Genomic DNA, 22171 nt, shown 5'->3' with positions numbered 1-22171 from the left:
TTAAATGATAATATATTTTATTTTGTAAATCAAGCGTAATTTTTGATAAAATTTTATTTTAAAATTTGATTTTAAATTTAACCTTATCAATAGTTGATTGCTTCGCTAACGCTCGCAATGACAGTAAAAAAACTCTCAATGAAAGAATTATTAAAAATGTTCACAATGACATGTAATTTATCGTCATTACGAGCGGTAGCGAAGTAATCCACTTTATTTAGATTGCCACGCTCCCTACAGTCGCTCGCAATGACGATAAAAAATTCTGTCATTACGAGGCTATTTATAGCCGAAGTAATCCAGAATAAAGAAAATTTTATTACTTTGGATTGCTCGCCAAAGGCGGGCTTTAGCCTCGCATTTTTCAAATGCTCGCAATGACAATATAAAAAACACCCCGCAAAAATTTACAGGGCATTTATATTAAAGGATGTAAAAACATTCCTTTATTTCTTATTTAGGGCGTCCAAATGATATAGATGCTAATAATTCAAAAGATAATGAAGAGAATTTATATTTGTCATATACATGATAATAACCATCTCCGTATAATCTCACATTATCAAGTTCCATACCAAAATTATAGATAATATTTCCGCCTATCTTAAAAGCCCATTTCTCTGAAATATAGAAATATTTTGAAACATTTAATTTTATATAAGGCATAAACGGTAATTTATACATAAAAGCTATTTTATCATGATTAAATTCCGTTATATCTCCATATTTCCCTAATGCATATTCGGATTTACTAGATTCGCTATACAGAGGAACAAATATACCAGCTCCTATACCTAAAGAAACAGTATTACGAAAATTAAGCCTAAACAAATAACCTAAAATAATACTATTATACATATAAGAATTATTATATTGTTCATCCGAAATATCCGCAGTTCTTGTTCTAATATAGAAATTATATCCCGTTTCAAATAGAGAACTTATACTCGTTAAAGTGTTATTTAAAATTGTATCGTTTCTACCTATAGAAAGTAAAGCATTTGCTGTAAATCCGCTATCTATTTTATCGCCATTTAGACTTGAACCAGGAACATAATATCCGTCAGTATAACTAAATTCTACGGAAGTTCCAAAAGAACCGCCTATATCAAATTCAAAGTTAGAAGCTATGGCTATACTTGAAAATAATATAAATATTAACGCTATTTTTTTCATTTTAAAATCCTTATAAATTTATAAAAATATTTTATAATAATTTATAGAGTATTTCAATGTTTAAAATAAATTGTCATTGCGAGCCAACGGCGAAGCAATCTATTATTAATAAAACTAAATTTTAAAATAAAATTTTATTCTAATTGGATTACTTCGGTTTTTTGCCAAAGGCACGCCTACGGCGGCAAATGCTCGTAATGACAAAATAAAAATTTAAAGTAAAAATTTTATCCTTATATTTTTTATTTCATTAAATCCCTGAATTTCCACTTTTCGTAAAATTAATGTATAATAACCATTTAAAAAATAAAGGTTTTATTATGGCATTATTACCAAACGAAGAACAGAGAGAGGCTATAGAACATATAAACGGTCCCTTGCTTGCGCTTGCGGGAGCGGGTAGCGGTAAAACGAGAGTAATAACCGAAAGAATAGCCTATTTAATAAAAAAAGGAATCGAACCGAGCAGTATTCTTGCCGTCACTTTTACAAATAAGGCGGCGGCGGAAATGCGGGAGAGAATAATTTTATTACTTAAAGAGAAACCGAAACAGCTTGTTATAAGCACATTTCATTCTTTTTGCGTGAGAGTATTGAAAGCGGAAATCGACAAATTAGGATATAAAAATAATTTCAGCATTTATTCTTCTTCCGACAGCAAAACTTTAATAAGAAATGTTTTAAGAGAAATAAAAATAAACACTTTAAATTACGATGAAAATTTATTCGCTTGGTATATAGACAGATATAAAAATAATTTAATCAAACCTTATGAAGTCGAACCTCATGACGATTTGGAAAAAATAGCGAAAAGAGTTTATGAAGTTTATCAAAATTATCTTAAAGGCTATAACTCTTTGGATTTTAACGATTTGATTAATTTGACTATCGATTTATATATAGAATTCCCCGAAGTTTTAAATAAATATCAGGAAAGATTTAAATATATAATGATAGACGAATATCAGGATACGAATTTTGCGCAAAATAAACTAACGAATCTGCTTGCAGAAAAATATAAAAATCTTGTAGTAGTTGGAGACGATGACCAGAGCATATACGGTTTCAGAGGAGCGGAAATTTCAAATATACTTTCTTTTGAAGAGAAATATGAAAATGCTAAAATAATAACTCTAACTAAAAATTATAGAAGCACAAAAGCGATACTCGAGGCGGCGCATGCGGTTATAAGCAATAATATAAATCGTAAAGATAAAAAAGTTGTAGCCGTTGGAGAAGAAGGAATTCCTCCAGATATAATATCCTGCGAAGACGAAAGAGAAGAGGCAAAATTTGTCGCCGATTCTATAGTCAATTATTCCATTACTAAAAATTTGAATTATGAGAATTTTGCCGTCCTTTTTAGAATGAACGCCCAATCGAGGCTTTTTGAAGAGGCTTTCAGATTAAGAGGTTTGCCTTACACGGTTGTCGGCGCTTTTCAATTCTACGAAAGAAAAGAGATAAAAGATATTTTGGCTTACCTTAATTTATTTGTAAATCCCGAAGACGAAGTTTCGCTTTTAAGAGTCTTAAATGTTCCGAAAAGAGGAATCGGTTCGGTTGCGATAAATAATTTAAATGAAATAAGTCTTAAAAACGGGACTTCGCTTTATCAAACTTTGCTCGATTATAATAATATAGACGATATTCCGCCGAAAGCAAAATCTGGAATAAAAGATTTTTTGGAAGTCATAGAAAAATACAATAATATTTTTGCGATTGATAAAAACGATAAAAATTTACTTGAAAAACCAAAACTCTATGAAAACATAAATAAATTTTTGGACGAGATTGCATATCATAGCGAAATTCTTAATTCGAGCGACACGAAAGAACAGGGAAGCAAAAAAATGGAAAATGTGGAATCTCTTATGAACGGAATATTGGAATACGAAAGAGGAAATAAAAACGCGACTTTGAAAAATTATTTGGATAGAATACTTTTAATGAGCATGGAAGAAAATGAAGAAGAGGAAAAGAAAAAAGGAATCATGCTTATGAGCATTCATTCGGCTAAAGGTTTGGAATTTCCTTATGTTTATATTTCTGGAATGGAAGAAGGAATTTTACCGCATCATAAAAGTTCTTCCGAAAAAGAAATAGAAGAAGAGAGAAGATTATGCTATGTAGCGATGACGCGGGCAAAAAAACATTTAACTTTAACCTATTGTTTAAGCAGAACTAAAATGGGGAAAAAAGTTGAATGCGCGCCTTCAATATTTTTGGAAGAGATGCAAAAAGGACTTCCCGAAAATATGGCTATGGACGAAGAGGAATTTATATCGAATCTAAAAGCGAGTTTGAAACCCGAAAAATAATTTTATTCTTTATAGAATTTTTTAGAGAATTTTTAATTTTGAATTTTATTTTATTCTTCGTAATTTTTTGTGCTATCGTCAACTGGAATTTTATTTTTTTCAAAAAGCAAAGTTGAAACTCTATCGAAAATTAAAAACATTGGAGACGATAATATAACGGTTAATGGAAGCCCGATAAACAGCTCGCTCCTTATCAAAACGGCGACATTCGACAAATCGGAATATATTGAAATAACCAAAAATAATCCTATGATTTTTATCAAATATCCGATTAAAGTTATAAATATTCCCGCCGTAATCTGTCTGATAAATAATCGACTGTTGAAAAATCCTAAAAAGAAACCTATATTCAAAAATATTATAGCGTAAGAACCGAAAGTGGAATTTGAAACGACATCCTGAATCAAGCCGATAATAAAACCGTAAATAGCTCCGTTAAAAGAACCGTATTTAAAAGAAATGAAAGCCAAAAATATTAAAAGCAAATCTGGTTTAGCTCCCAAAGATATTCTTATCAAATCGTAGGCTGGAGAGGCTTGAATAAGAAGTAAAAGAAGCGAAGTTAATATTACGGTTATAGTTCTTTTCATCTTGCGCTCTCCGAGTTTTCTTCCGTTTCTTCGTTTGCAAGATTTATCACTTCTCTATCTGGAATTTTCTTTATAATATATACATTTTCTAAAGTCGAAAAGTTTACCGCAGGCTCTACATACAAATCGTGAAATAATCCGTAATTTTTCTTTTCCACTTTAAAAATAGTTCCCACTAAAATTCCTCTTGGAAAAACTCCTCCCATTCCGCTTGTGATTACTCTGTCGCCTTCTTCAACATCCAATTGCAAATCTATATATTCCAAATGCGCTTGAACCGATTTCGGACTCTGCCCCGTCATTATTCCCGTAGCTCTTAAACCTTCGAGCATAACGGATATTTGCGAACGTTGGTCTATCAAAGATAAAACTCTGCTGTTATATCTTCTCGCTTCGACTACTCTTCCGACTAGCGCTTTATAGCCGTTTCTATAGGATATTACTGGCATTCCGACTACTATACCGTTTGCGCTTCCTTTATTTATTACTATCGTATTATAAAAATTCTGCGGGTCCTTTGAAACTATTTCGGCATATTCGAGCGGATAATTATCGGTTGGAATTTCGTTTAATAACGCTCTCAATCTTTCGTTTTCTCTGCTTAACTGTTCGTATTCCAAAGCCGTTCCGCTTAATTCGGCTATTCTGTCTCTTAAAGCCTGAACTTGATTTTGCAAAGTAAATATATCGTTGATGCTCGTGTAAATATAAACGAAAGCTTTCGATATGCTTTTTGTCGCGCTTTGAATAGGATAAATTCCAAGTGAATAAATCGAACGGAAATTAAATACAAAATTGCTCCTGTTAAGAACCATCAGCATTCCCGCAATAAGATTTAGGGTTATATATAAAATAAGAAGTTTATGTTTTATAATAGCGTTCATTTTAAGAATATCGTCTATAGCTTTTTAAATTTTTTGTTTCTTCGATAAATTTTCCGCAGCCAATGGCAACGCAGGTTAAAGGCTCTTCCGCCAATATTACTGGAACTTGAGTTTCTTTAGCCACCAAATCCGTAAATCCATGCAATAGAGAAGTTCCGCCGCTCATAACTATTCCTCTTTCCACTATATCCGCCGCAATTTCTGGAGGAGTTTCGTTAAGAACCGATTTTATAGCGTCCAGTATTTCGATTAATATATCCATTATAGCGTCTCTTACTTCGGCGCTATTTACTGTTTCCGTTTTTGGAAGTCCGTTAATGGAATCTCTACCTCTTATATCCATAGTTTTCGATATATCGCCTTTAAACGCATCCCCGATATTTATTTTAATCTCTTCCGCTGTTTTTTCTCCTATATGAATATTATGCTCTCTCAACATATGTCTTATTATGGCATCGTCAATTTTATTTCCGCCTACTCTTACCGACTTGCTTTTAACCATGCTTCCCAAAGATAAAACCGCAATTTCCGTAGTTCCTCCGCCGATTTCCACTATCATATTTCCGTTTGGCTCGTTAATCGGCATTCCCGCTCCGATTGCCGCCGCTCTCGCCTGCTCCAAAAGAAATATCGTTCTCGCTCCCGCCTGTTCGCAACTTTCTCTAACCGCGCGCCTTTCGACTTCCGTAATGCCCGTAGGAATTCCTATAGCTATTCTCGGTTTAACCAAAGTTCTTTTATTATGCACTTTATTAATAAAATATCTAATCATTTTTTCTACTATTTCAAAATCGGCAATTACCCCGTCTCGCATAGGTTTTATAGCGGCGATTGGACCGGGAACTTTTCCAAGCATTTTTTTCGCTTCGTTTCCGACCGCGATAACATTTCCCGTGCTTTTTTCTATGGCGACAACGGAAGGCTCGGCTAATACGATTCCTTCTCCTTTAATATAAACCAAAGTATTCGCCGTTCCCAAATCGATTCCCATATCGCTTGAAAACATATTATAAACCAAATTTAACATATTTTATTCTCCATTTTTATAATCTCTATAATCTTCTTAAAGCGTCTTTAGAGAGTTTATGAGTATTATCTATTTTTAACGCTTCTCTAAACATACTAATCGCTTCCGCTCTTCTTTTATTTTGTCTATATAAGACTCCTATACTATAATATAAATTAGGATTTTTGTCATCCATGTCCAAAGCCTTTTTATAAAAAAATTCGCTTTCTTTATATAAGCCCTGCCTGAAATATAAATCTCCCAATTTAAAATAAGTGTCGTATTCTATTCTATTATTTCCGTTAAACTTATCGGTAATATATGATAAAGTATGTATCGCTTTCGTATAATCTTTATTTCCTTCGTAGGCGTTTGCAAGTTCGTAATATAATTCTATATTCGGAGAGTTTTGATTTTGCAAAATATTTTCCAAATGAACTATCGCCTCTTTATATAATCCTATTTTATGGCATATTTTAGCGAGTTCTATTGCGGTGGAACTTCTTTTATCTCCGTTTTCCAAAGCCTGAACATAAGCGTTATAAGAATCTATATAATAAGAATTTCCTAACTTTTGATAACCGTAAGCGAGTCTCTGATAAATTAAATATTTATCATTTAAAAATCTGCTCGTTATAAGAAGCTGCAAAGCGTATTTTATAATATTTTCGCATGAAGAAACTGCGACTTTTTCATTTTGGGAATTTAGAAGAATATCGTAATATAAATCGATTCCCGCCGTCAATATTTTTTTATCGAAAGGTTTTTTATTATGCATATCCATAAATATAAAAGAAGCGTTATCGTAATCTTTAGTCATGATATAATCATAAATCGACTTCATTCTTTTTTTTTGTATATAATTCGATATGGAAAAATATCCAACGGAAGAAGCCGCGATAATTCCGATTAAAACTCCTATTACGATTTTCGCGCTTATTTTTCCTTCAACATTATATAAATAAGCCATTTTCCCTCTCTAAAATTAAAATTTTTATAAAATATTTAAAATAACTTTTAAATCGTTTTTACCAATAATAAAAAATATTAACTAACCGTTTTTGAATCGGTATTTTCGCCGCTTGCATTATATAAAGCGAGTATCGTTTCTTTAGGATTAGTCGTAGGGTCGGGAGCGATTATGCATGAACCTTCCAATACTACGCCGTTTTGTATTATAAGTTCGGGCGTTCTTATCTCTCCCAATACTCTGCTTGTCGGCATAAGCATAACTCTGCTCGAAGCCTCTATATCGCCTATAACTATTCCTTCCACAACGGTATAAACGGATTTTATATTCGATTTAATTTTTCCCGTCTGTCCTATAATCAGATTGTCGACTTCCAGCTTGTCGCCTTCATAACAACCGTCAACTCTCAAAGTTCCCTGTAAAGTAAATTCTCCTTTAAAATAAGAACCTTCGCCTATAATTGAATTTGATTCTAAAGAGTCGTTTTTCTTAAACATTTAAAACTCCTATTGTTTCGTATATATTATGGAATTATTTAAATTTGCGAATTTAAATTTAGTGTCAAGCCCGAATAAAGACTCGGTATGCCCGATAAATAAAAATCCGTTTCTATTTAATATATCATAAAATCGATTAACAGTCAATTTAACCGATTCGTTATCGAAATATATTAAAACATATCTGCAAAATATAATGTCTATATTATATTGATTAAATTTATGAATTAAATTATGGTAATCGAAAGTTATTAAACTTCTCACGATATCTTTTACGGAATATTTGTCGTCCGAAAGTTTATCGAAATACTTTTTCAAATATATTTTTGGAACCGTCTCCATTCTTTCAATATCGTATATTCCTTCTTTGGCGATGATAACGGAGTTTAAAGACAAATCGGTAGCGAATATTTTTATATTTTCTTCTCTAATATTTTCGGTTTCCAAACATGTCATGGCTATCGAATAAGCCTCTTCTCCCGTAGAACATCCCGCGCACCAAATTTTAATTCTATCTCCTCTTTTCTTAATTTTAAGTAAACTTGGCAAAACATGTTCTTTCAAAATTTTAAAATCCGAATCGGTTCTAAAAAATTTAGTCAAACCTGTCGTTATATTTTCAAAAAATTCTTCCAAGCAGTTTTTATTTGAAGAAACAAGTTTATAATAATCGTAAACTTCTTTAATTCCTTTTTCTTTCATAAGAGAAAATATATGAGACTGCAAAATGCATTCGTTTACCAAATTAAAACGAATTCCGCTTTCTCTATAAATGAATTCTTCAAACAAATCGAATTCTTCTCTATTTAATTTTAACGCGTTCAAAATTAATTATTCCTCTTATTTTACTGTAAGGATATAAAGCGCAATATCGGAATTATTTTCGTATTTCAGATTATTATCTTTTATTTTTTATCCAAAACCATTTTAATTCTTTCGAGGACTTTTTTTCTATCCAAAGGTTTCGTTATATAATTTTTCGCGCCCGCCAAAAGAGCCTTCTTAACCATATCCTCTTTACCCAAAGCGCTAACCATAACGACTTTCGCCTCTTTATCGAATTCCATGATTTTCGTTAATGCCGTAATTCCGTCCATTTTAGGCATGGTAATATCCAAAGTCACCAAATCGGGTTTATGTTCTTTATACATAAGAACGCCCTCTTCTCCGTTTTCCGCGGTTCCCACCACTTTATAATTTTCGGAAACGAATATTTGCTGCAATTGTTTTACTACAAAAGCAGAATCGTCTATCAGCAAAATTCTGTATTGTTTTCCCGATTCGTTTATACCATCGCCGTTTCTTGAATTTAGTTCAGCCATATTAATTACTCCTTAAATCTATATTTTATAATATATAATTTTTATTTCAAGTGTTAATATCGTAAAAATATAATAAAATTTCTAATTTTTTTAATTTCTTTTTTAAATTCTTTTTAACTTTTTGGCTTTTAATTTTTCTTTTAATATTATAAGATTATTATATGATTTTTTATGTATTGACTATAATATTTTTCTTTTATGTAATTTTTATCGCAATAAAAATGCTTCTTGAAAATAAGCCTCCTTATTCGTTTATAGCTTGGCTTACCGTTTTGGTTTTTCTTCCGTATATTGGAGTTATATTCTATATTTTTTTGGGAATGAATTGGAAAAAATCAAAAAAGAAAATTTCTGCTCGCCTTCCCGAAGATATGTTAAAAAGACATTTCTCTCCGATACTAAACGAACAAATCAATATAATTAATAATATGGGCGGACTTTACGGTAAAAATGTGAATTTGGTTAAACTTGCAATAAAAAGCGGATACTCTCCAATAACCGTTCAAAACGAGGTTTCGATATTTGATAACGGCGAAGAACTTTTTGAAAGTATGATAAACGATTTGAAACTTGCGGAAAAAACTATTCATATGGAATATTTTATTTGGAGAAGCGACAAACTCGGGAAAAAAATTAAAGACATTCTTATAAAGAAAGCAAAAGAAGGTGTGGAAATCCGATTAATATTTGACGGCGTGGGTTCTATGTTGAGGATAAGCCGAAAGTATAGAAGAGAATTAAAAAGAAATAAAATAAAGTTTTTATATTATCATGACCCTTTTTCAATCTTTTGGACGAGATTCGTTAATTATAGAAATCACAGAAAAATAGTCGTTATAGACGGAATCGTTTCTTATATGGGAGGAATGAATTTGGGGCAGGAATATATAGACGGAGGAAAAAGATTTTCTTCTTGGCGTGATATTCATTTAAGAATAGTCGGAGATTCATGCAATTTGATACAAAATATTTTTATTTGCGATTGGCATAACGCGGGAGGAAAAGATTTGGATTATGTTCTTGACGATAATTCAAATAATAATTCTTCCAATTCTTCAAGCGACATGAAAAATTTATTTCCGCAGTCTATTACCGAAAAATATTTGCCCGTTCAAATTCTCTCTTCGGGACCAGATTCAAAATGGGATACGATTCAAAAAGTTTATTCCAAAATGATAGAAGAGGCTAAAGAAAGCGTTTATATAGAAAGTCCTTATTTTGTTCCCGATGACGGATTTTTACAGATTTTAGAAAACGCTTCATTGTCGGGAGTCGATGTTAATTTGATGATAACGGGGCGTCCCGATAAACTGCTCGCTTGGTGGGTGGCTCAAACTTATTTTGAAACTTTGCTTAAAGCGGGAGTGAATATTTATTTATATCAAAAAGGTTTTCTGCATAGTAAATTCTGCATCATAGACGGAAGCATAGTTTCATGCGGAACTTGTAATATGGATGTCAGAAGTTTTTATTTGCATTACGAAATGAACGCCGTTATTTACGATTCGGAGATTTCAAAAAAATTTGAAAATATATTTAAAAAAGATATTTCAAACTCGCATAAAATAACTTCCGAAGAATACGCAAAACAGCCCGTTTTAATTAGGTTAAGGAATTCCGCTTGTAGAATAATAGCTCCCGTTTTATGATAAGTTAATCGATTAGTTTATTTTTTTCTTTATAATCTTTTATTAGCTTCTCAATTTCAAGGACTTTTGAAAAAATTTCTTCAGTAGCGTTAATATAATTATTTAAATCTTTATCGTCTCCTATAAAAACGAATTCCACTCTTCTGTTTCTCTGGCTTCTTTGCAAATCGTATGAATTATCGGAGTAATACGGAATATAATTGCCGTAATAACGACTTATTAATTTTTCTTTATCAATTCCCATATTTATAAGTTTATTAATAACGGCTTCGGAACGATTTTTTGAAAGAATTATATTATCGAATAAAGCGCCATCGCCTCCCGTAGAATCGCTATGTCCTTCTACAACTATTCTTATATTTTTATTTCCGTCTTCGTTAATAAAATTTTTTATATTTTCCAATACGGTTAAAGATTGATTATTTAATCTATAAGAAGAGCGTCTAAAGTATAAAAAGTCGTCCTTTACTCTTATTATAACTCCTCTTTTTGTTATTATCGTATAAAAATTATCGGGTATATCGAGATAAGACGGCGAATTTCTATATTTTCTATATTCTTTAGAATCCAATACCATTTCTGGAACATAACATGAAATACAAAAATAAAGATATAAAAAAAGAATAAGAATAAAAATAATCGGATATTTTATATTATTCTGTTTATTAGTTTTTTTCATTTAAAAATTAAATCCTTATTAAAACGGGAATAATCATTAAACTCCACATTTTTGAAAATACCGCATAATCTAAAGAAAGCGACATATAGAAAACATCCAAAGTAAGATTAAATCTCAAATCTCCGTAATACAAATTTTTTTTAGTTTCAAAATCATAAAATTTTATATCGGTAAGAATTTTGCTATATCCTTCTATATTAGCGTAAGCAGAAGAAGATTTTATATAATTTTTAATATTTATATCTATAAAAGAGGAATCGTAAGATATTGAAAACGAAGCCCCCAAATATTGAACATAAGGAACTCTATCTTTCATTTTGAATCCAAATGTGAGTTTTGGCGCGACAAAAAAAGTTTTCCAGCTCGCATCGAATCCCGGATTTGCATCAAATAAAACTCCCGTATCCGTTCCGCCCAAATATCCGAGTGTTATCGGTATATAAATTTCTTTTTCTAAAGACGATTTAAAAGTTCCCATATTATAATTAATATCCGCTCTCAAATCTAAAAAGAAATAATCGTTTCTCCATATAAGAGTTTTAATCTCTCCTCCTATGCTAAATCCCGAAGCTTCCATTTCAATATCTCTGACAAACTGACTATATAAATCTTTAGTTCCTAATAAAACGTCCGCTCTAAAACCTAAAGATACGGGAAGTTTCCATAAATTTGCCTGCCCCGAAACTTGAAAATAAGGCATAGGAACTGCATCCAAACCGTTTATAAAGTTATGATGATAATAATTATCGCTTACAGTTTTATTTTTTTTAGAATACGAAGGAAAATCGGTATATAATCCCATAGCCAGACTAAATAACGGAGTTCTCATAGGAATTATCATACCGTAATTATTTCCCGAGCCAGCCAAGAAAGAAAGCCTTTTTTGAAATTTATCTAAAAGTGCCATATTCAAATTATATTGAGTTTTAACCGTTTCAAATACCGCTAAAACCGTTCCGCCCATAAGTATAAGCGATTCGTTTGTAGTGTATTCAAATATTTTATTTGGATTATTTTTTATATTCACAAGTTCCGTTTCTGTAAAATCCTTCATTCCGTCCTTATATAGATTTTCAAGTTCTTTGCTAGTAAGAACGGTTTTCATTATCTCGTTTGAAACGACTAAATAATCCAAATTGGCGTTTATAAAATTTCCCAAAAAATCTTTAAAATCTGGAATTACTACGGGATAAATTTGAGAATATAAAAAAGAATTGGTAAATAAAATAATAATAAATATCTTTTTCATAATTAATAATTTTCAATATTTAAAATCTATATCTAAAATCTATGGAATAATGAGTAACCGCTTTATCTGGCATATAATATTGAGCGTTTGTATTATAATATGTATAAATATCATACCAAGCTTTATAAATCATGCCTTTATAATAGCAATCTCTTACGGTATATTCTTCATAAATTCCGTTTGTATATCCGCCGTTATTTCCTCTTTCATACCATAGTTTTGATTCTTTTAACTGTTCTTCGGCATCATATTTTGGAGCTTCCGATATTCTGCCGTCTCCATAGTCAACCAAACGGACAAGTTTATCGTTTATATTAAAAAGATAATAACTGCCCGATGTCCATACCAAAGAAGTAAAATTTGGACTTATAACGCTTACGGAATGTTCATCCGATTTGCCCGCTACCGCGGGGTCTTTATCGCTCACTATTAATTGATAAAGATTAATATTTTTTATGTCTTCTTCCGTAAGAGTATAATTCATATTTCCGCTATCGATTGATTTTTTTATATTATCCCATGGGACCATTTCCCAAGAATCTCTTTCTCTTATATAATAATATTTTCCTCCAATTTTTGCCGATATTCTTTCTTGAGGAGTCGGAATCGTATTCTTTTTATTGTATATAGGCTGAATTTCTGGACCTATATTCATATCGCCTTTTGAAGAAACCAGTCTTGCATTATTCCAATTATTCAAACTATCGGTTGACCAATTAACGCCATCGGAAGTCGACCAAACACTACCAACATAACTATGAGGATATTCAAATTTGCCTTCCATTTTTGACGGTATTGTGGTTAATTTTGCCTCATATCCATCGTTTATATATAGTTTTCCATCGCCTAAAGCCACGCCGACCCATGCCCTTCTTAATTGATGCGGAATATCTATAACTTCCCAATTATTAGGGTTTCTTGTATCCAACCCTTTTTTAATTCTATAATATTTTGGATTAGTAAGGTTATAAGTTATGTCTTTTTTAAAATTAACTTCTATTTTATCTCTTCCCATAGTAAAGCCGCCCAAAACATATAAATAGCCCTTAAAATAAACTATTCTTTCCCCATTTATTCCGTTTCTGCCGTTAAAATTATTAATAGGCGGAGTTCCATTTCTCGAATTGTCAAAAGTAGGCTCGTAAAAATGTATAGGAATCGAAGAGATTCTATAATTCGTTTCCGTAGTCCAGTTTAATAAATCGGTAGTATATGTTATTCCTCTTCCGCTTTGGAATAATCCTAAAGAATCGGGCCATTTACAATCTACAGTTTTAAAATCTTTATGTAATTTTGCTAATTCGCCTCCGTCAACTCTTCTTTCCGAATAATTTACTTTATACTCGTAATAATTAAGCCAGTAATCTTCGTTATATATCCTATCATTTTCTATAACCAAATCGGATTTTGTTAAATTATACCAAGCGTTATTCATATAATCGTCATGGTCATCTTTATTTATACGAGGATATCTATTATTAATATAAGGCAGATTTTTTCCATAAATCGTTATAGTTCTTTCATCGTCTATTATCAAAACCAAATTACTTGCTGTTTTGGTAAGGCGTTTGGAAGAAGTATCATATCTAAACATAGAATCCGCCAAAACGAACCATTGCCCTTTGAATTGAAATCTTTTACTAAAACCGCCGAAAACCATATTATTAGGCGCGACCTCTGGATTAACATTTACTCTAACATTAGTATAATCGGTATAATTTTGATGCGGAAAAGTCGTTCCTTTTGGTTTCAAAACGGATTCCACCAATTCTCTTTTACAACCAAAAATTAATAAAAAAACAAAAATAATAAAAAGTATTAAGTAATATATCTTTTTCATAATTTATTTCCTTATTTCCAAATATAGCTATCTGGATTACCAAAATTTTCGCTAATTACAGAATAATCAATATCCTTTACTTCTATAACTTCAGGTTCAAGAAGATAAGGCAAAGAGGTAAATCCCATATAACCGTTAGTAACATAAGCTTTAACTCTAATTATTTTACCAACATATTCTGACATATCAACTTTTTCATGAATTTCATCAAAAGTATACTCCCAAAGTATTAGTTGCCCATTAGTATAAACATGTCCCAAATAATGAACTTCTCCATTAGCTCTTTCTGGTCTATATAATTCAAAAGCCGTAGACATAGAGCCATACCATGGACTTTCTACTACTCTGACAAGTCCAACAAACTCTTCTTTTTGTAGCAATTTTTTCTTGCAACCAAAGAATGTCGCAAATAAGAATATAATCAACAATATTTTAATCGATAATTTAAGTTTCATGATTATGCCTCTTTATTTCCAAATATAACTATCTGGATTCCTCAAATTTTCTCTAATTACAGAATAATCAATATCTTTTACTTCTATAATTTGAGGATTAAGAAGATAAGTTAAAGAATTCATTCCCATATAACCGTTGGTAGGATACGCTTTAACTCTAATTATTCTATATATATACTTTGAAAATTCTTCGGTCATTTTCTTATCAAATTCATCCAAATAATATTCTTTATAGTAAGTATCCCCTTTATAATAAATATGTCCGCCATAATGGACTTCCCCATTAGCTTTTTCTGGTCTTTCTAATATAAGGGTAGAGGAAAAAGAACCACGCGGGCTTTCAATTAATCTAACAAGTCCAACGACTTCTTCTTCATTTATCAAATCTTTTTTACAGCTAAAAATTGTTATGAGTAAAAATATAATTAATAATATTTTAATCGATAATTTAAGTTTCATAATTATTCCTCCTTAATCTTTTTCTAAAGTAATATTATTATTTGTATCATCTTGATAATCTATCCATATTTTAGGGTCTAAATAAGGTTTAGTGTTAAGAATTTGAAATTGTCGAGAGCTTCCGCTTCCATTTTTGAAAACTAAATAAACTTCATCTCTATTAGTGTCGGTAGAAGAACTTTTATTTAATACTAAAGTGGCTTTTCTATTTCCATATGTTAAATCCTTTTGAACTATATTATTTCCAGTATATATCGCTTTTAAGTATTGGGAAATATATATTCCCTCTCCAGGAGCTAAATTTGCTATAGAGTTCATAGTAATTATTTGAGGAGTAAAAGTATATTTTCCTAAATAACTTTCAAGCCCAGAAGAATTTTGACTAAAATTAGCGGTATACCAAGAAAGCAGTATATTTTCCCAGTCTTTAACTTGAAATTGATAATAAAACGGGAAATTATTTTTTACGGCTTTTACGACTTTATAATAATCGTCCATGTCTCTATCAAAATTGGCTATATTTTTTATTATTTTATCTCCGCCGCCATGTAAATAAAGCCAATACATAAACATACTTGAGGCTACATAAGAATCGCTCGATTCCCCCATCCAAGTATAAAAAGATTTCCCCTCTTTAATTGAAGCGGAGTTGTGATATCCGCTAAAACGGTCAGAATTCGGAATATCTCCGAGCGTTATATAGTATGTGGATTCGGAAAGCGCCTCGTTTAGCCAAGTATCCATTTTCCTTTGACTAATATTAAGTTTTACTCTGCTATAATTTATCAAATGCTGAAATTCATGAAAAATGGTATGCATCAAATTGTCAATATTTATTTCAACAAGATATCTTGAATTTATATATAGAATTTGTCTTTTGTTTCCATATGTATGCCCTTCAAGATCGTCCAATGTAAAATATCCGCCTACATAACCTCCGCCATCGAAACTCATTAAATCTACAAATAAAATATCTATTTTCCCGCCGTTAAATCCTTTATAATGATTTCCGTAAACATCTATCATCTTTTGATAATTATCATAAAAAGAATTTAAAAGCTTTATCCAATTATTAATCCCAAAATTTACCGATTTTGAAACTACGCCTCTATATTCGCTTAAATCGACATAAATATCTAATATAGGAGTTTCAATAACTCTTCTGCCTCTAACCTCCCTTAAACGAGTTTTATCTTTATCGCTTCTCACATATAAAGTAACTCTTTCTTGTTCGGGTTTATTTTTGTATTTTCCCGAATTATAATAATTATAAGTAGTTTTTGCAGGTATCGTAACAATTTCATTAGTAAAATGTTCCCCGAGATAATCTGGCTCTGGAGGACTAGGTGGGGTTTCAGGACCACATGGTGATCCATCTACATTACATGATACATTTACAAATAGAGCGCTAAAAATAAGCATAAAAATAAAGATAGATAATTTAAATTTCATAAGATACTCCTTCTATGAAAATATTAAAATTTTTATTTATAACTAAACGGGAATTAATCCCTAATAAGTTATACAAAGTTAAAACGAAATTAAGTATATGTAGAATGTATTTTTGCAATAAGGAAAATATATAGAGATTGCAATAGAAAAAGGACAGAATTATGGTCTGTCTGTCTGTTACGAATTTATCGCCAATTTTATCATTCATACTAAAACCCATTATTAATAATCTATTTATAAGATAATGAAAATTTTAAAAAAGTCAAGAACTTTTTTATCGTCATTGCGAATGCGCTAAAGCGGGCAGTTGCCTAATGAAGCAATCCAAATAAAGTAGATTACTTCGTTCATTTCACTCACTCGTAATGACAACCTACTTACCATAATTACGAGACTTCGTCCGAAGTCGCGGCAATCCATTATTAATAAAGTCAAATTCTTAAAATTAAATTTTATTCTAATTGGATTACTTCGCTCGTTCGCTAAAGCGGGCAGTCGCCCACTCACTCGTAATGACAATCTTATTACCGTCATTGCGAAACTCTGCTGAAGCAATCCACATAAAATAGATTATAGATTAATCTATAAAGAATAAAATTTATAGTTTTTTCCCGTCTGGACGCAGTTTGCGAATTTCTTCGATACTTAATCCTGTTATTTCGCTTATAAGCTTAATATCCATATTTTTATTTTTCATCGCGATTGCCATTGAGATTTGTTCTGCATGTCTGCCTTCTTTTATGCCTTCAAGTTTTCCTTTTTCTACTCCTTCTCTTATACCTTCTCTAATTCCTTTTTTTATCCCTCTTTTTATTCCTTTTTCAATACCTTCTTTAATTCCTTCTTTGCGTTCTCTATCAAGCATAATTTTTTGTCCTACCAAAAACGCGTCTCGCGCGTCATAGGCTCGCATAAGTTTATCGTCAGAAGTAAATCGTTTGTATTCTTCTATTACTTTAGTCATAATCGGGTTTGCCTCCTTCAATTCTTTTTCTATAGATTTTAAATTTTTGGTTGTAAAAAATTTCATCCAAGTGAGTAATTTATTCTTTTTAAGTTCGTCTATAGTTGACTTTTCAATTATTTCAATAAATCGTTTCGCTTCGATAACATGCATTTGAATAAAATCTAAATCTACATTATGGTTTTTTGTGTCGATTAATTTAAAACAGCGATGCGGTTTGCCCTCGTCTCCGAAATCCAAATTAAAGTTAAGTAAATTAATACTTATTATTCCTGAAAGTTGTTTGTAATCTTCGCCTTCCTTTAATTCGTTTACAATATTTTTTGAAATATAATAAAAAATTCTTTTAAGAAAATCCATATTTCCGCAAAGTTGAATTTCAATAATTACGGTTTTATTATCTTTCGTTTTTGCCTTAATATCTATAATAGATTCTTTCAAGTCGATATTTTCCGAAAGATTATACGGGTCGATTATTTCCAAATCTTTAACTTCTTCAAAATTGAAATCTCTTAAAGCGGCATTAACCATATCCTCAAGGACTTTTTCGTTTCCATTTTTTCCGAGCAGAAATCGGACGAATAAGTCATTGAGTTTGTTAATTTCTATATTTTTTTTTCTTTTCATAAGGATATTATAACAGAATAATTTTATTTGTCAAAATAAATCGTCATTGAGAATTTATTTTTATCCGTCATTGCAAAAAGCGGTGTGTATAAAATATTGACAAATAAACGAAATTATATTAATATTTGCAAAAATAAATAATATTAAATAAATCTTAAATTCAAATGAATGCAAAAAGAACGACTCTCAAATTTATAGCGAAAAAAGCGAATGTATCTATTGCGACAGTTTCAAGAGTATTAAACGGACGCGAAAATGTAAACGAATATACAAAAAATAAAATCAATGAAATAATAGAATCGGACGGATATCTTAAAAAAAGAAAAATCGATAAAAAAATTATATCCGTTGTAGTCCCCGACATAACGAATCCGTTTTTTGCAAGCATAATAGAAGGCATAGAAATTACGGCTAATTTATACGGTTATCATATAGTTTTATCGCAATTTAAAGAAAACAGAGATATATTGGACAGATATTTTAAAGAAATAAATTCAATCGGAATCTCGGGATATATAATAATTCCTTCGATAGGAAATACGGAACATTTTAACGATATAATAAAAAATTCTAATGTTCCAATAATTTTTTTAGATAGAAAAGTGGATATAGAAAATGTAAATTATGTGGGAAGCGCCAACGAAGAAGGAGCTTATAACGCCACAAAATATTTGATAGATTTGGGACATAGAAAAATTATTTATATGGCGGGACCTAAAAACATAAGCACGGAAAGAGAAAGATTCAGCGGATTTATAATGGCGTTAAACGAAAACGATATAGATTTTGATATGAAAAAATATTATAAAACGGCAAATTTTAATTTTGACGAAAGCTATAAAGAAATGAAAGAAATCATAAAATCGAAATTAGAATTCACGGCAATTTTTTCGGCATGCGATATTATGTGTTTCGGAATAAAGAAAGCGCTTGAAGAAAGCGGAATGTCGATACCAGAAGATGTTTCTTTGATAGGCTATGACGATATTCCTTTTTCTTCTATAATCGGACTTACAACGGTTTCGTCTCAAGTTTATGAAATGGGAAAGAACGCCGTTTTGGCTCTTCTAAATATAATAACGGAAAGAACTAAAGAAAATATAAATATAGTTCTTCAGCCGAATATTGTAATAAGAAATTCCTGCAAGAGAATATAATTAATATAAACGGTTGATTTTTTATCAAACTAACTATAAAATAAAATGTTTTGTTTATTTTAAGTTTTAAGAGTTTTAGCGAGGAAATCGACTTATGGAATTAAAAGATTATATAAGAAATATTAAAGATTATCCGAAAGAAGGAATTTTATTCAGAGATATAACGACTTTATTAAAAGATAAAGACGCTTTCAAATTGGCGATAGATAAAATGGCGGAACAAGTGAAAGATAAAAAAATCGATTTGATAGTCGGAGCGGAAAGCAGAGGATTTTTAATAGGTTCGGCTTTGGCTTATAGAATGAATTGCGGATTTATTCCCGTTAGAAAAAAAGGAAAACTGCCTTATAAAACTATTTCGGAAGAATACGCTTTGGAATACGGCACGGACACTTTATTTATGCATGAAGACGCGATAAAAAAAGGCGATAATGTTTTGGTAGTTGACGATTTGATAGCGACTGGCGGAACAGCGCTTGCCATGATTAAAATGGTTGAAAAACTTGGCGGAAATGTAATCGGCTCTTCTTTTTTAATAGAACTTGAAGAATTAAACGGAAGAAAAGAAATTGAAAAATATCCGATAAATGTTTTGATTAAATATTGATTTTAAATTTATAGATTTTTATAAATTATCAGCGATAAGATAAAGAAATACTTGAGCGTCCTACCGTTATTAGTCCGATTCCGTTATCCGCTAATTTTATTTGAATCGACTGGCTTCTGTCAATATCGTCTCCAACCGTCCAAGCGTTTTTTTGAGGCTCGAAAAGTCCGACTTTGACTCCCGCTCCTTTCTCTCCCAAAAATATTTTTACATCGTAATATGTGATAACTATTCCTTTATATCCTTTAATAGTTTCTTCGGCGATTTTTAAGGGCGCTACTAAAGATAAATTTTTTATATTATTTTCGTTTATATTTTGAGGATTATTTTTTCCCAAGACATAATAATTTTTATCGTCTATTTTTACCGACAAAACTTCTCCGTCCGCTCCGTATTCTTTGATTATTATTTTAGGTTCTTTCGGTTCTTCTTTAACTTCTGGCGCAGGTTCTTCTTTTTTTTCTGGAACTTCGGGAACGGTTTTACATCCCGCAAGAAATATAATAGCGAAGATAATCAATATATTTCTAAACATAAACGCAACTCCAAATTTTTTATAACATATAAAATATAATCGTAAAAAATAAAATCATTATTATAAATTTCGGAAATAAATTAAATTGTATTATAAAATTATTTAATTATAAATAAATTAAAAAAATTCAAAATTTAAAGTTGACATTATTTTAAAAAATGTTAAAATAATTTTTATTAAATTGAATAAATGAATTGAGAGATTAAGATTAGTGGAGGCGAAAAATGTTATGGGTGAATAAATTCTCACTTCTCACTTCTCACTTCTCACTTCTCACTTCTCACGCTATAATTATAGCGTTTATTGTCGTTTTAAATTTTTTCAAATATTTCATTATACTTCTATCAATAAGTATAAATCGAATGAAAGATTATGATTGTCGGAGTAAATCATGATTTTCTTCGATATATTATACAATATTATAATCTACCCGATAGAATTTATTATAGAAATCGTATTTTATTTATTTAATAATGTTTTCAAATCGGGATACGCGGCAAGTTTATTCTTTTTAAGTTTGGTTATAAATTTTATCTCTTTGCCTCTATATAATATAGCGGAAAGCTGGCAGAAAAAAGAAAGAGATATTCAAAATAAAATGAAGCCAATGATTGACAATATAAAAGCGGTTTATAAAGGCGACCAGAGATATTTATTAATCAGAGCATGCCAAAGAATCAACGGCTATAAAACAATTTACGCATTCAGAGGAACTTTGGGACTATTGATACAAATTCCATTCTTTTTGGCTGCGTATAATTTTATTCATAATCTATCGGGTTTGCAACTCGGAAGTTTTTTATTTATCAAAGATTTTTCAAAACCAGACGCGATACTAAATATTGGAAATATTAGCGTTAATATTTTGCCTTTCATTATGACATTATTTAGTTTGCTTGCTGGATTGGTTTATAGTAAAAAATTGAGATTTAAGGAAAGTTTGCCTTTATATATAGTTTCGTTAATATTTTTAGTTCTACTTTATAATTCGCCTTCAGGCTTGGTATTTTATTGGACATTAAATTGTTTATTTTCGCTTATAAAAAATATCGTTATAGAATATAAATTATATAAAATTTTTGTGGCAAATAAATATAAGATATTAGCGGGTTATAATATATTTTTTGTAGTATTGACGATAATATTTTTATTGCTTGTTTCATTATCTCAAATGGATAGGAAAGGTTATGTTGATATTATTGATTATGTATATAATATGAACGGCAATTATGTTTATAACGCCAAATTTGTTCCGTATAGTAAAATTTTTAAGCAAAGCGATTTATTTATCTTAAAAATAAGAAAAGAAAAAATTCCCGATTATGTGATTGATATAAAATATAGTAATTTTGCCAATATAATAAACAGTATAGAATTAAACGACAGTATAGAAAATATAGGAAAAGTAGAATTACATTATAGTTTGTATATACGGGAAACTTTAATTAATATATATTTAGCAATTTTATTTATTTTTATATTGGTTAATTTATCAAGTATTGAGAATTTTATTTTTAAGTATAATAATGAAACCAAAGAACAATTTATTAAAATTAGAAATAAATTATTTTTAATATCGCTTTTGGTAATTAGCGCATTGTCAGGATTTTTTATACCTTGTCAATTAATATCAAGTTCTCCTATAGAATTTGAATATCCTTTCAGTTTGATATTAAATAATTTATCGATTAGTTTAGGCATATTTTTATTTTATCCATTATTTATATATATT

Annotated in this window: 22 protein-coding genes; 5 read left to right on the top strand and 17 right to left on the bottom strand. The window is 30.4% G+C overall.

All coding sequences use genetic code 11. The features are described from left to right. Positions 1-453: 453 nt before the first annotated feature. Complete coding sequence (locus tag ACR0QS_RS02645) at positions 454-1176, bottom strand: hypothetical protein (RefSeq protein WP_432631901.1); 723 nt, start codon at positions 1174-1176, stop codon at positions 454-456. Between the two features lie 320 nt (positions 1177-1496). Between ACR0QS_RS02645 and ACR0QS_RS02640 the strand changes: the two genes are divergently transcribed. Then, positions 1497-3497, top strand: coding sequence for an ATP-dependent helicase (locus ACR0QS_RS02640; RefSeq protein WP_432631900.1), 2001 nt, complete (start codon positions 1497-1499; stop codon positions 3495-3497). A 50-nt stretch (positions 3498-3547) separates the two neighbouring features. Here the strand turns inward: ACR0QS_RS02640 and mreD are convergent, their stop codons facing one another. The 7 genes from mreD to ACR0QS_RS02605 all read right to left on the bottom strand — a co-directional run bounded on the left by mreD (position 3548) and on the right by ACR0QS_RS02605 (position 8766). Then, on the bottom strand, positions 3548-4087 hold the full coding sequence (gene mreD / locus ACR0QS_RS02635; RefSeq protein ID WP_432631899.1) for a rod shape-determining protein MreD: 540 nt from the start codon (positions 4085-4087) through the stop codon (positions 3548-3550). Then, complete coding sequence (gene mreC, locus ACR0QS_RS02630; RefSeq protein ID WP_432631898.1) at positions 4084-4971, bottom strand: rod shape-determining protein MreC; 888 nt, start codon at positions 4969-4971, stop codon at positions 4084-4086. Before mreC ends, mreD begins: the two co-directional genes overlap by 4 nt. 1 nt (position 4972) lies before the next feature. Then, positions 4973-5998: a rod shape-determining protein gene (locus ACR0QS_RS02625; protein ID WP_432631897.1), complete on the bottom strand. Its 1026-nt coding sequence runs from the start codon at positions 5996-5998 to the stop codon at positions 4973-4975. Between the two features lie 25 nt (positions 5999-6023). Next, positions 6024-6947, bottom strand: a complete 924-nt coding sequence (locus ACR0QS_RS02620; protein ID WP_432631896.1) for a tetratricopeptide repeat protein — start codon at positions 6945-6947, stop codon at positions 6024-6026. Between the two features lie 77 nt (positions 6948-7024). Beyond that, positions 7025-7444 (bottom strand): bactofilin family protein, encoded by a 420-nt coding sequence (locus ACR0QS_RS02615; RefSeq protein ID WP_432631895.1) that lies wholly within the window; start codon positions 7442-7444, stop codon positions 7025-7027. A gap of 9 nt (positions 7445-7453) precedes the next feature. Further along, positions 7454-8269, bottom strand: coding sequence for a CheR family methyltransferase (locus ACR0QS_RS02610; protein WP_432631894.1), 816 nt, complete (start codon positions 8267-8269; stop codon positions 7454-7456). An 80-nt stretch (positions 8270-8349) separates the two neighbouring features. Continuing rightward, the gene (locus tag ACR0QS_RS02605; protein WP_432631893.1) at positions 8350-8766 is read right to left on the bottom strand and encodes a response regulator; all 417 of its coding nucleotides are present in this window, start codon (positions 8764-8766) and stop codon (positions 8350-8352) included. 161 nt (positions 8767-8927) lie between these two features. On the opposite strand from ACR0QS_RS02605, the gene cls reads away from it, so the two are divergent. Continuing rightward, positions 8928-10415 (top strand): cardiolipin synthase, encoded by a 1488-nt coding sequence (gene cls, locus ACR0QS_RS02600; protein WP_432631892.1) that lies wholly within the window; start codon positions 8928-8930, stop codon positions 10413-10415. Between the two features lie 4 nt (positions 10416-10419). Here cls and ACR0QS_RS02595 read toward each other — a convergent pair whose 3' ends face one another. The 8 genes from ACR0QS_RS02595 to ACR0QS_RS02560 all read right to left on the bottom strand — a co-directional run bounded on the left by ACR0QS_RS02595 (position 10420) and on the right by ACR0QS_RS02560 (position 18140). After that, the gene (locus tag ACR0QS_RS02595; protein ID WP_432631891.1) at positions 10420-11094 is read right to left on the bottom strand and encodes an OmpA family protein; all 675 of its coding nucleotides are present in this window, start codon (positions 11092-11094) and stop codon (positions 10420-10422) included. A gap of 7 nt (positions 11095-11101) precedes the next feature. Beyond that, complete coding sequence (locus ACR0QS_RS02590) at positions 11102-12343, bottom strand: hypothetical protein (RefSeq protein WP_432631890.1); 1242 nt, start codon at positions 12341-12343, stop codon at positions 11102-11104. 19 nt (positions 12344-12362) lie between these two features. Next, positions 12363-14183: a hypothetical protein gene (locus tag ACR0QS_RS02585; RefSeq protein ID WP_432631889.1), complete on the bottom strand. Its 1821-nt coding sequence runs from the start codon at positions 14181-14183 to the stop codon at positions 12363-12365. An 11-nt stretch (positions 14184-14194) separates the two neighbouring features. Further along, complete coding sequence (locus ACR0QS_RS02580; RefSeq protein ID WP_432631888.1) at positions 14195-14638, bottom strand: hypothetical protein; 444 nt, start codon at positions 14636-14638, stop codon at positions 14195-14197. A 12-nt stretch (positions 14639-14650) separates the two neighbouring features. Further along, the gene (locus ACR0QS_RS02575; protein ID WP_432631887.1) at positions 14651-15097 is read right to left on the bottom strand and encodes a hypothetical protein; all 447 of its coding nucleotides are present in this window, start codon (positions 15095-15097) and stop codon (positions 14651-14653) included. Positions 15098-15109: 12 nt separating this feature from the next. Continuing rightward, positions 15110-16549, bottom strand: coding sequence for a hypothetical protein (locus ACR0QS_RS02570; RefSeq protein WP_432631886.1), 1440 nt, complete (start codon positions 16547-16549; stop codon positions 15110-15112). A 294-nt stretch (positions 16550-16843) separates the two neighbouring features. Next, the gene (locus ACR0QS_RS02565; RefSeq protein WP_432631885.1) at positions 16844-17083 is read right to left on the bottom strand and encodes a hypothetical protein; all 240 of its coding nucleotides are present in this window, start codon (positions 17081-17083) and stop codon (positions 16844-16846) included. Positions 17084-17147: 64 nt separating this feature from the next. Next, positions 17148-18140: an Rpn family recombination-promoting nuclease/putative transposase gene (locus ACR0QS_RS02560; RefSeq protein ID WP_432631884.1), complete on the bottom strand. Its 993-nt coding sequence runs from the start codon at positions 18138-18140 to the stop codon at positions 17148-17150. Between the two features lie 164 nt (positions 18141-18304). Between ACR0QS_RS02560 and ACR0QS_RS02555 the strand changes: the two genes are divergently transcribed. Next, positions 18305-19297 (top strand): LacI family DNA-binding transcriptional regulator, encoded by a 993-nt coding sequence (locus ACR0QS_RS02555; protein WP_432631883.1) that lies wholly within the window; start codon positions 18305-18307, stop codon positions 19295-19297. A gap of 94 nt (positions 19298-19391) precedes the next feature. Continuing rightward, the gene (locus ACR0QS_RS02550) at positions 19392-19904 is read left to right on the top strand and encodes an adenine phosphoribosyltransferase (RefSeq protein WP_432631882.1); all 513 of its coding nucleotides are present in this window, start codon (positions 19392-19394) and stop codon (positions 19902-19904) included. Positions 19905-19932: 28 nt separating this feature from the next. Here the strand turns inward: ACR0QS_RS02550 and ACR0QS_RS02545 are convergent, their stop codons facing one another. Then, a complete protein-coding gene (locus tag ACR0QS_RS02545) occupies positions 19933-20439 on the bottom strand; it encodes a hypothetical protein (RefSeq protein ID WP_432631881.1) in 507 nt (168 codons plus the stop codon). A 391-nt stretch (positions 20440-20830) separates the two neighbouring features. Here ACR0QS_RS02545 and ACR0QS_RS02540 point away from each other — a divergent pair. Continuing rightward, positions 20831-22171, top strand: a 1341-nt coding sequence (locus tag ACR0QS_RS02540) for a YidC/Oxa1 family membrane protein insertase (RefSeq protein ID WP_432631880.1), incomplete at its 3' end; no start/stop codon positions are given.

Origin of the sequence: Brachyspira sp., from assembly GCF_050873525.1 — a bacterium.
In the GTDB taxonomy this organism is placed as follows: domain Bacteria; phylum Spirochaetota; class Brachyspiria; order Brachyspirales; family Brachyspiraceae; genus Brachyspira.
Note: the sequence above shows the minus strand (reverse complement) of the source record. Positions and strands in the feature narration are given on the sequence as shown.

Coding starts and splice junctions, on each gene's coding strand:
- ACR0QS_RS02645 (WP_432631901.1), bottom strand. CDS start 1,176: ATGAAAAAAATAGCGTTAATATTTATATTATTTTCAAGTATAGCCATA.
- ACR0QS_RS02640 (WP_432631900.1), top strand. CDS start 1,497: ATGGCATTATTACCAAACGAAGAACAGAGAGAGGCTATAGAACATATA.
- mreD (WP_432631899.1), bottom strand. CDS start 4,087: ATGAAAAGAACTATAACCGTAATATTAACTTCGCTTCTTTTACTTCTT.
- mreC (WP_432631898.1), bottom strand. CDS start 4,971: ATGAACGCTATTATAAAACATAAACTTCTTATTTTATATATAACCCTA.
- ACR0QS_RS02625 (WP_432631897.1), bottom strand. CDS start 5,998: ATGTTAAATTTGGTTTATAATATGTTTTCAAGCGATATGGGAATCGAT.
- ACR0QS_RS02620 (WP_432631896.1), bottom strand. CDS start 6,947: ATGGCTTATTTATATAATGTTGAAGGAAAAATAAGCGCGAAAATCGTA.
- ACR0QS_RS02615 (WP_432631895.1), bottom strand. CDS start 7,444: ATGTTTAAGAAAAACGACTCTTTAGAATCAAATTCAATTATAGGCGAA.
- ACR0QS_RS02605 (WP_432631893.1), bottom strand. CDS start 8,766: ATGGCTGAACTAAATTCAAGAAACGGCGATGGTATAAACGAATCGGGA.
- cls (WP_432631892.1), top strand. CDS start 8,928: ATGATTTTTTATGTATTGACTATAATATTTTTCTTTTATGTAATTTTT.
- ACR0QS_RS02595 (WP_432631891.1), bottom strand. CDS start 11,094: ATGAAAAAAACTAATAAACAGAATAATATAAAATATCCGATTATTTTT.
- ACR0QS_RS02590 (WP_432631890.1), bottom strand. CDS start 12,343: ATGAAAAAGATATTTATTATTATTTTATTTACCAATTCTTTTTTATAT.
- ACR0QS_RS02585 (WP_432631889.1), bottom strand. CDS start 14,183: ATGAAAAAGATATATTACTTAATACTTTTTATTATTTTTGTTTTTTTA.
- ACR0QS_RS02580 (WP_432631888.1), bottom strand. CDS start 14,638: ATGAAACTTAAATTATCGATTAAAATATTGTTGATTATATTCTTATTT.
- ACR0QS_RS02575 (WP_432631887.1), bottom strand. CDS start 15,097: ATGAAACTTAAATTATCGATTAAAATATTATTAATTATATTTTTACTC.
- ACR0QS_RS02570 (WP_432631886.1), bottom strand. CDS start 16,549: ATGAAATTTAAATTATCTATCTTTATTTTTATGCTTATTTTTAGCGCT.
- ACR0QS_RS02565 (WP_432631885.1), bottom strand. CDS start 17,083: ATGACGGTAATAAGATTGTCATTACGAGTGAGTGGGCGACTGCCCGCT.
- ACR0QS_RS02560 (WP_432631884.1), bottom strand. CDS start 18,140: ATGAAAAGAAAAAAAAATATAGAAATTAACAAACTCAATGACTTATTC.
- ACR0QS_RS02555 (WP_432631883.1), top strand. CDS start 18,305: ATGAATGCAAAAAGAACGACTCTCAAATTTATAGCGAAAAAAGCGAAT.
- ACR0QS_RS02550 (WP_432631882.1), top strand. CDS start 19,392: ATGGAATTAAAAGATTATATAAGAAATATTAAAGATTATCCGAAAGAA.
- ACR0QS_RS02545 (WP_432631881.1), bottom strand. CDS start 20,439: ATGTTTAGAAATATATTGATTATCTTCGCTATTATATTTCTTGCGGGA.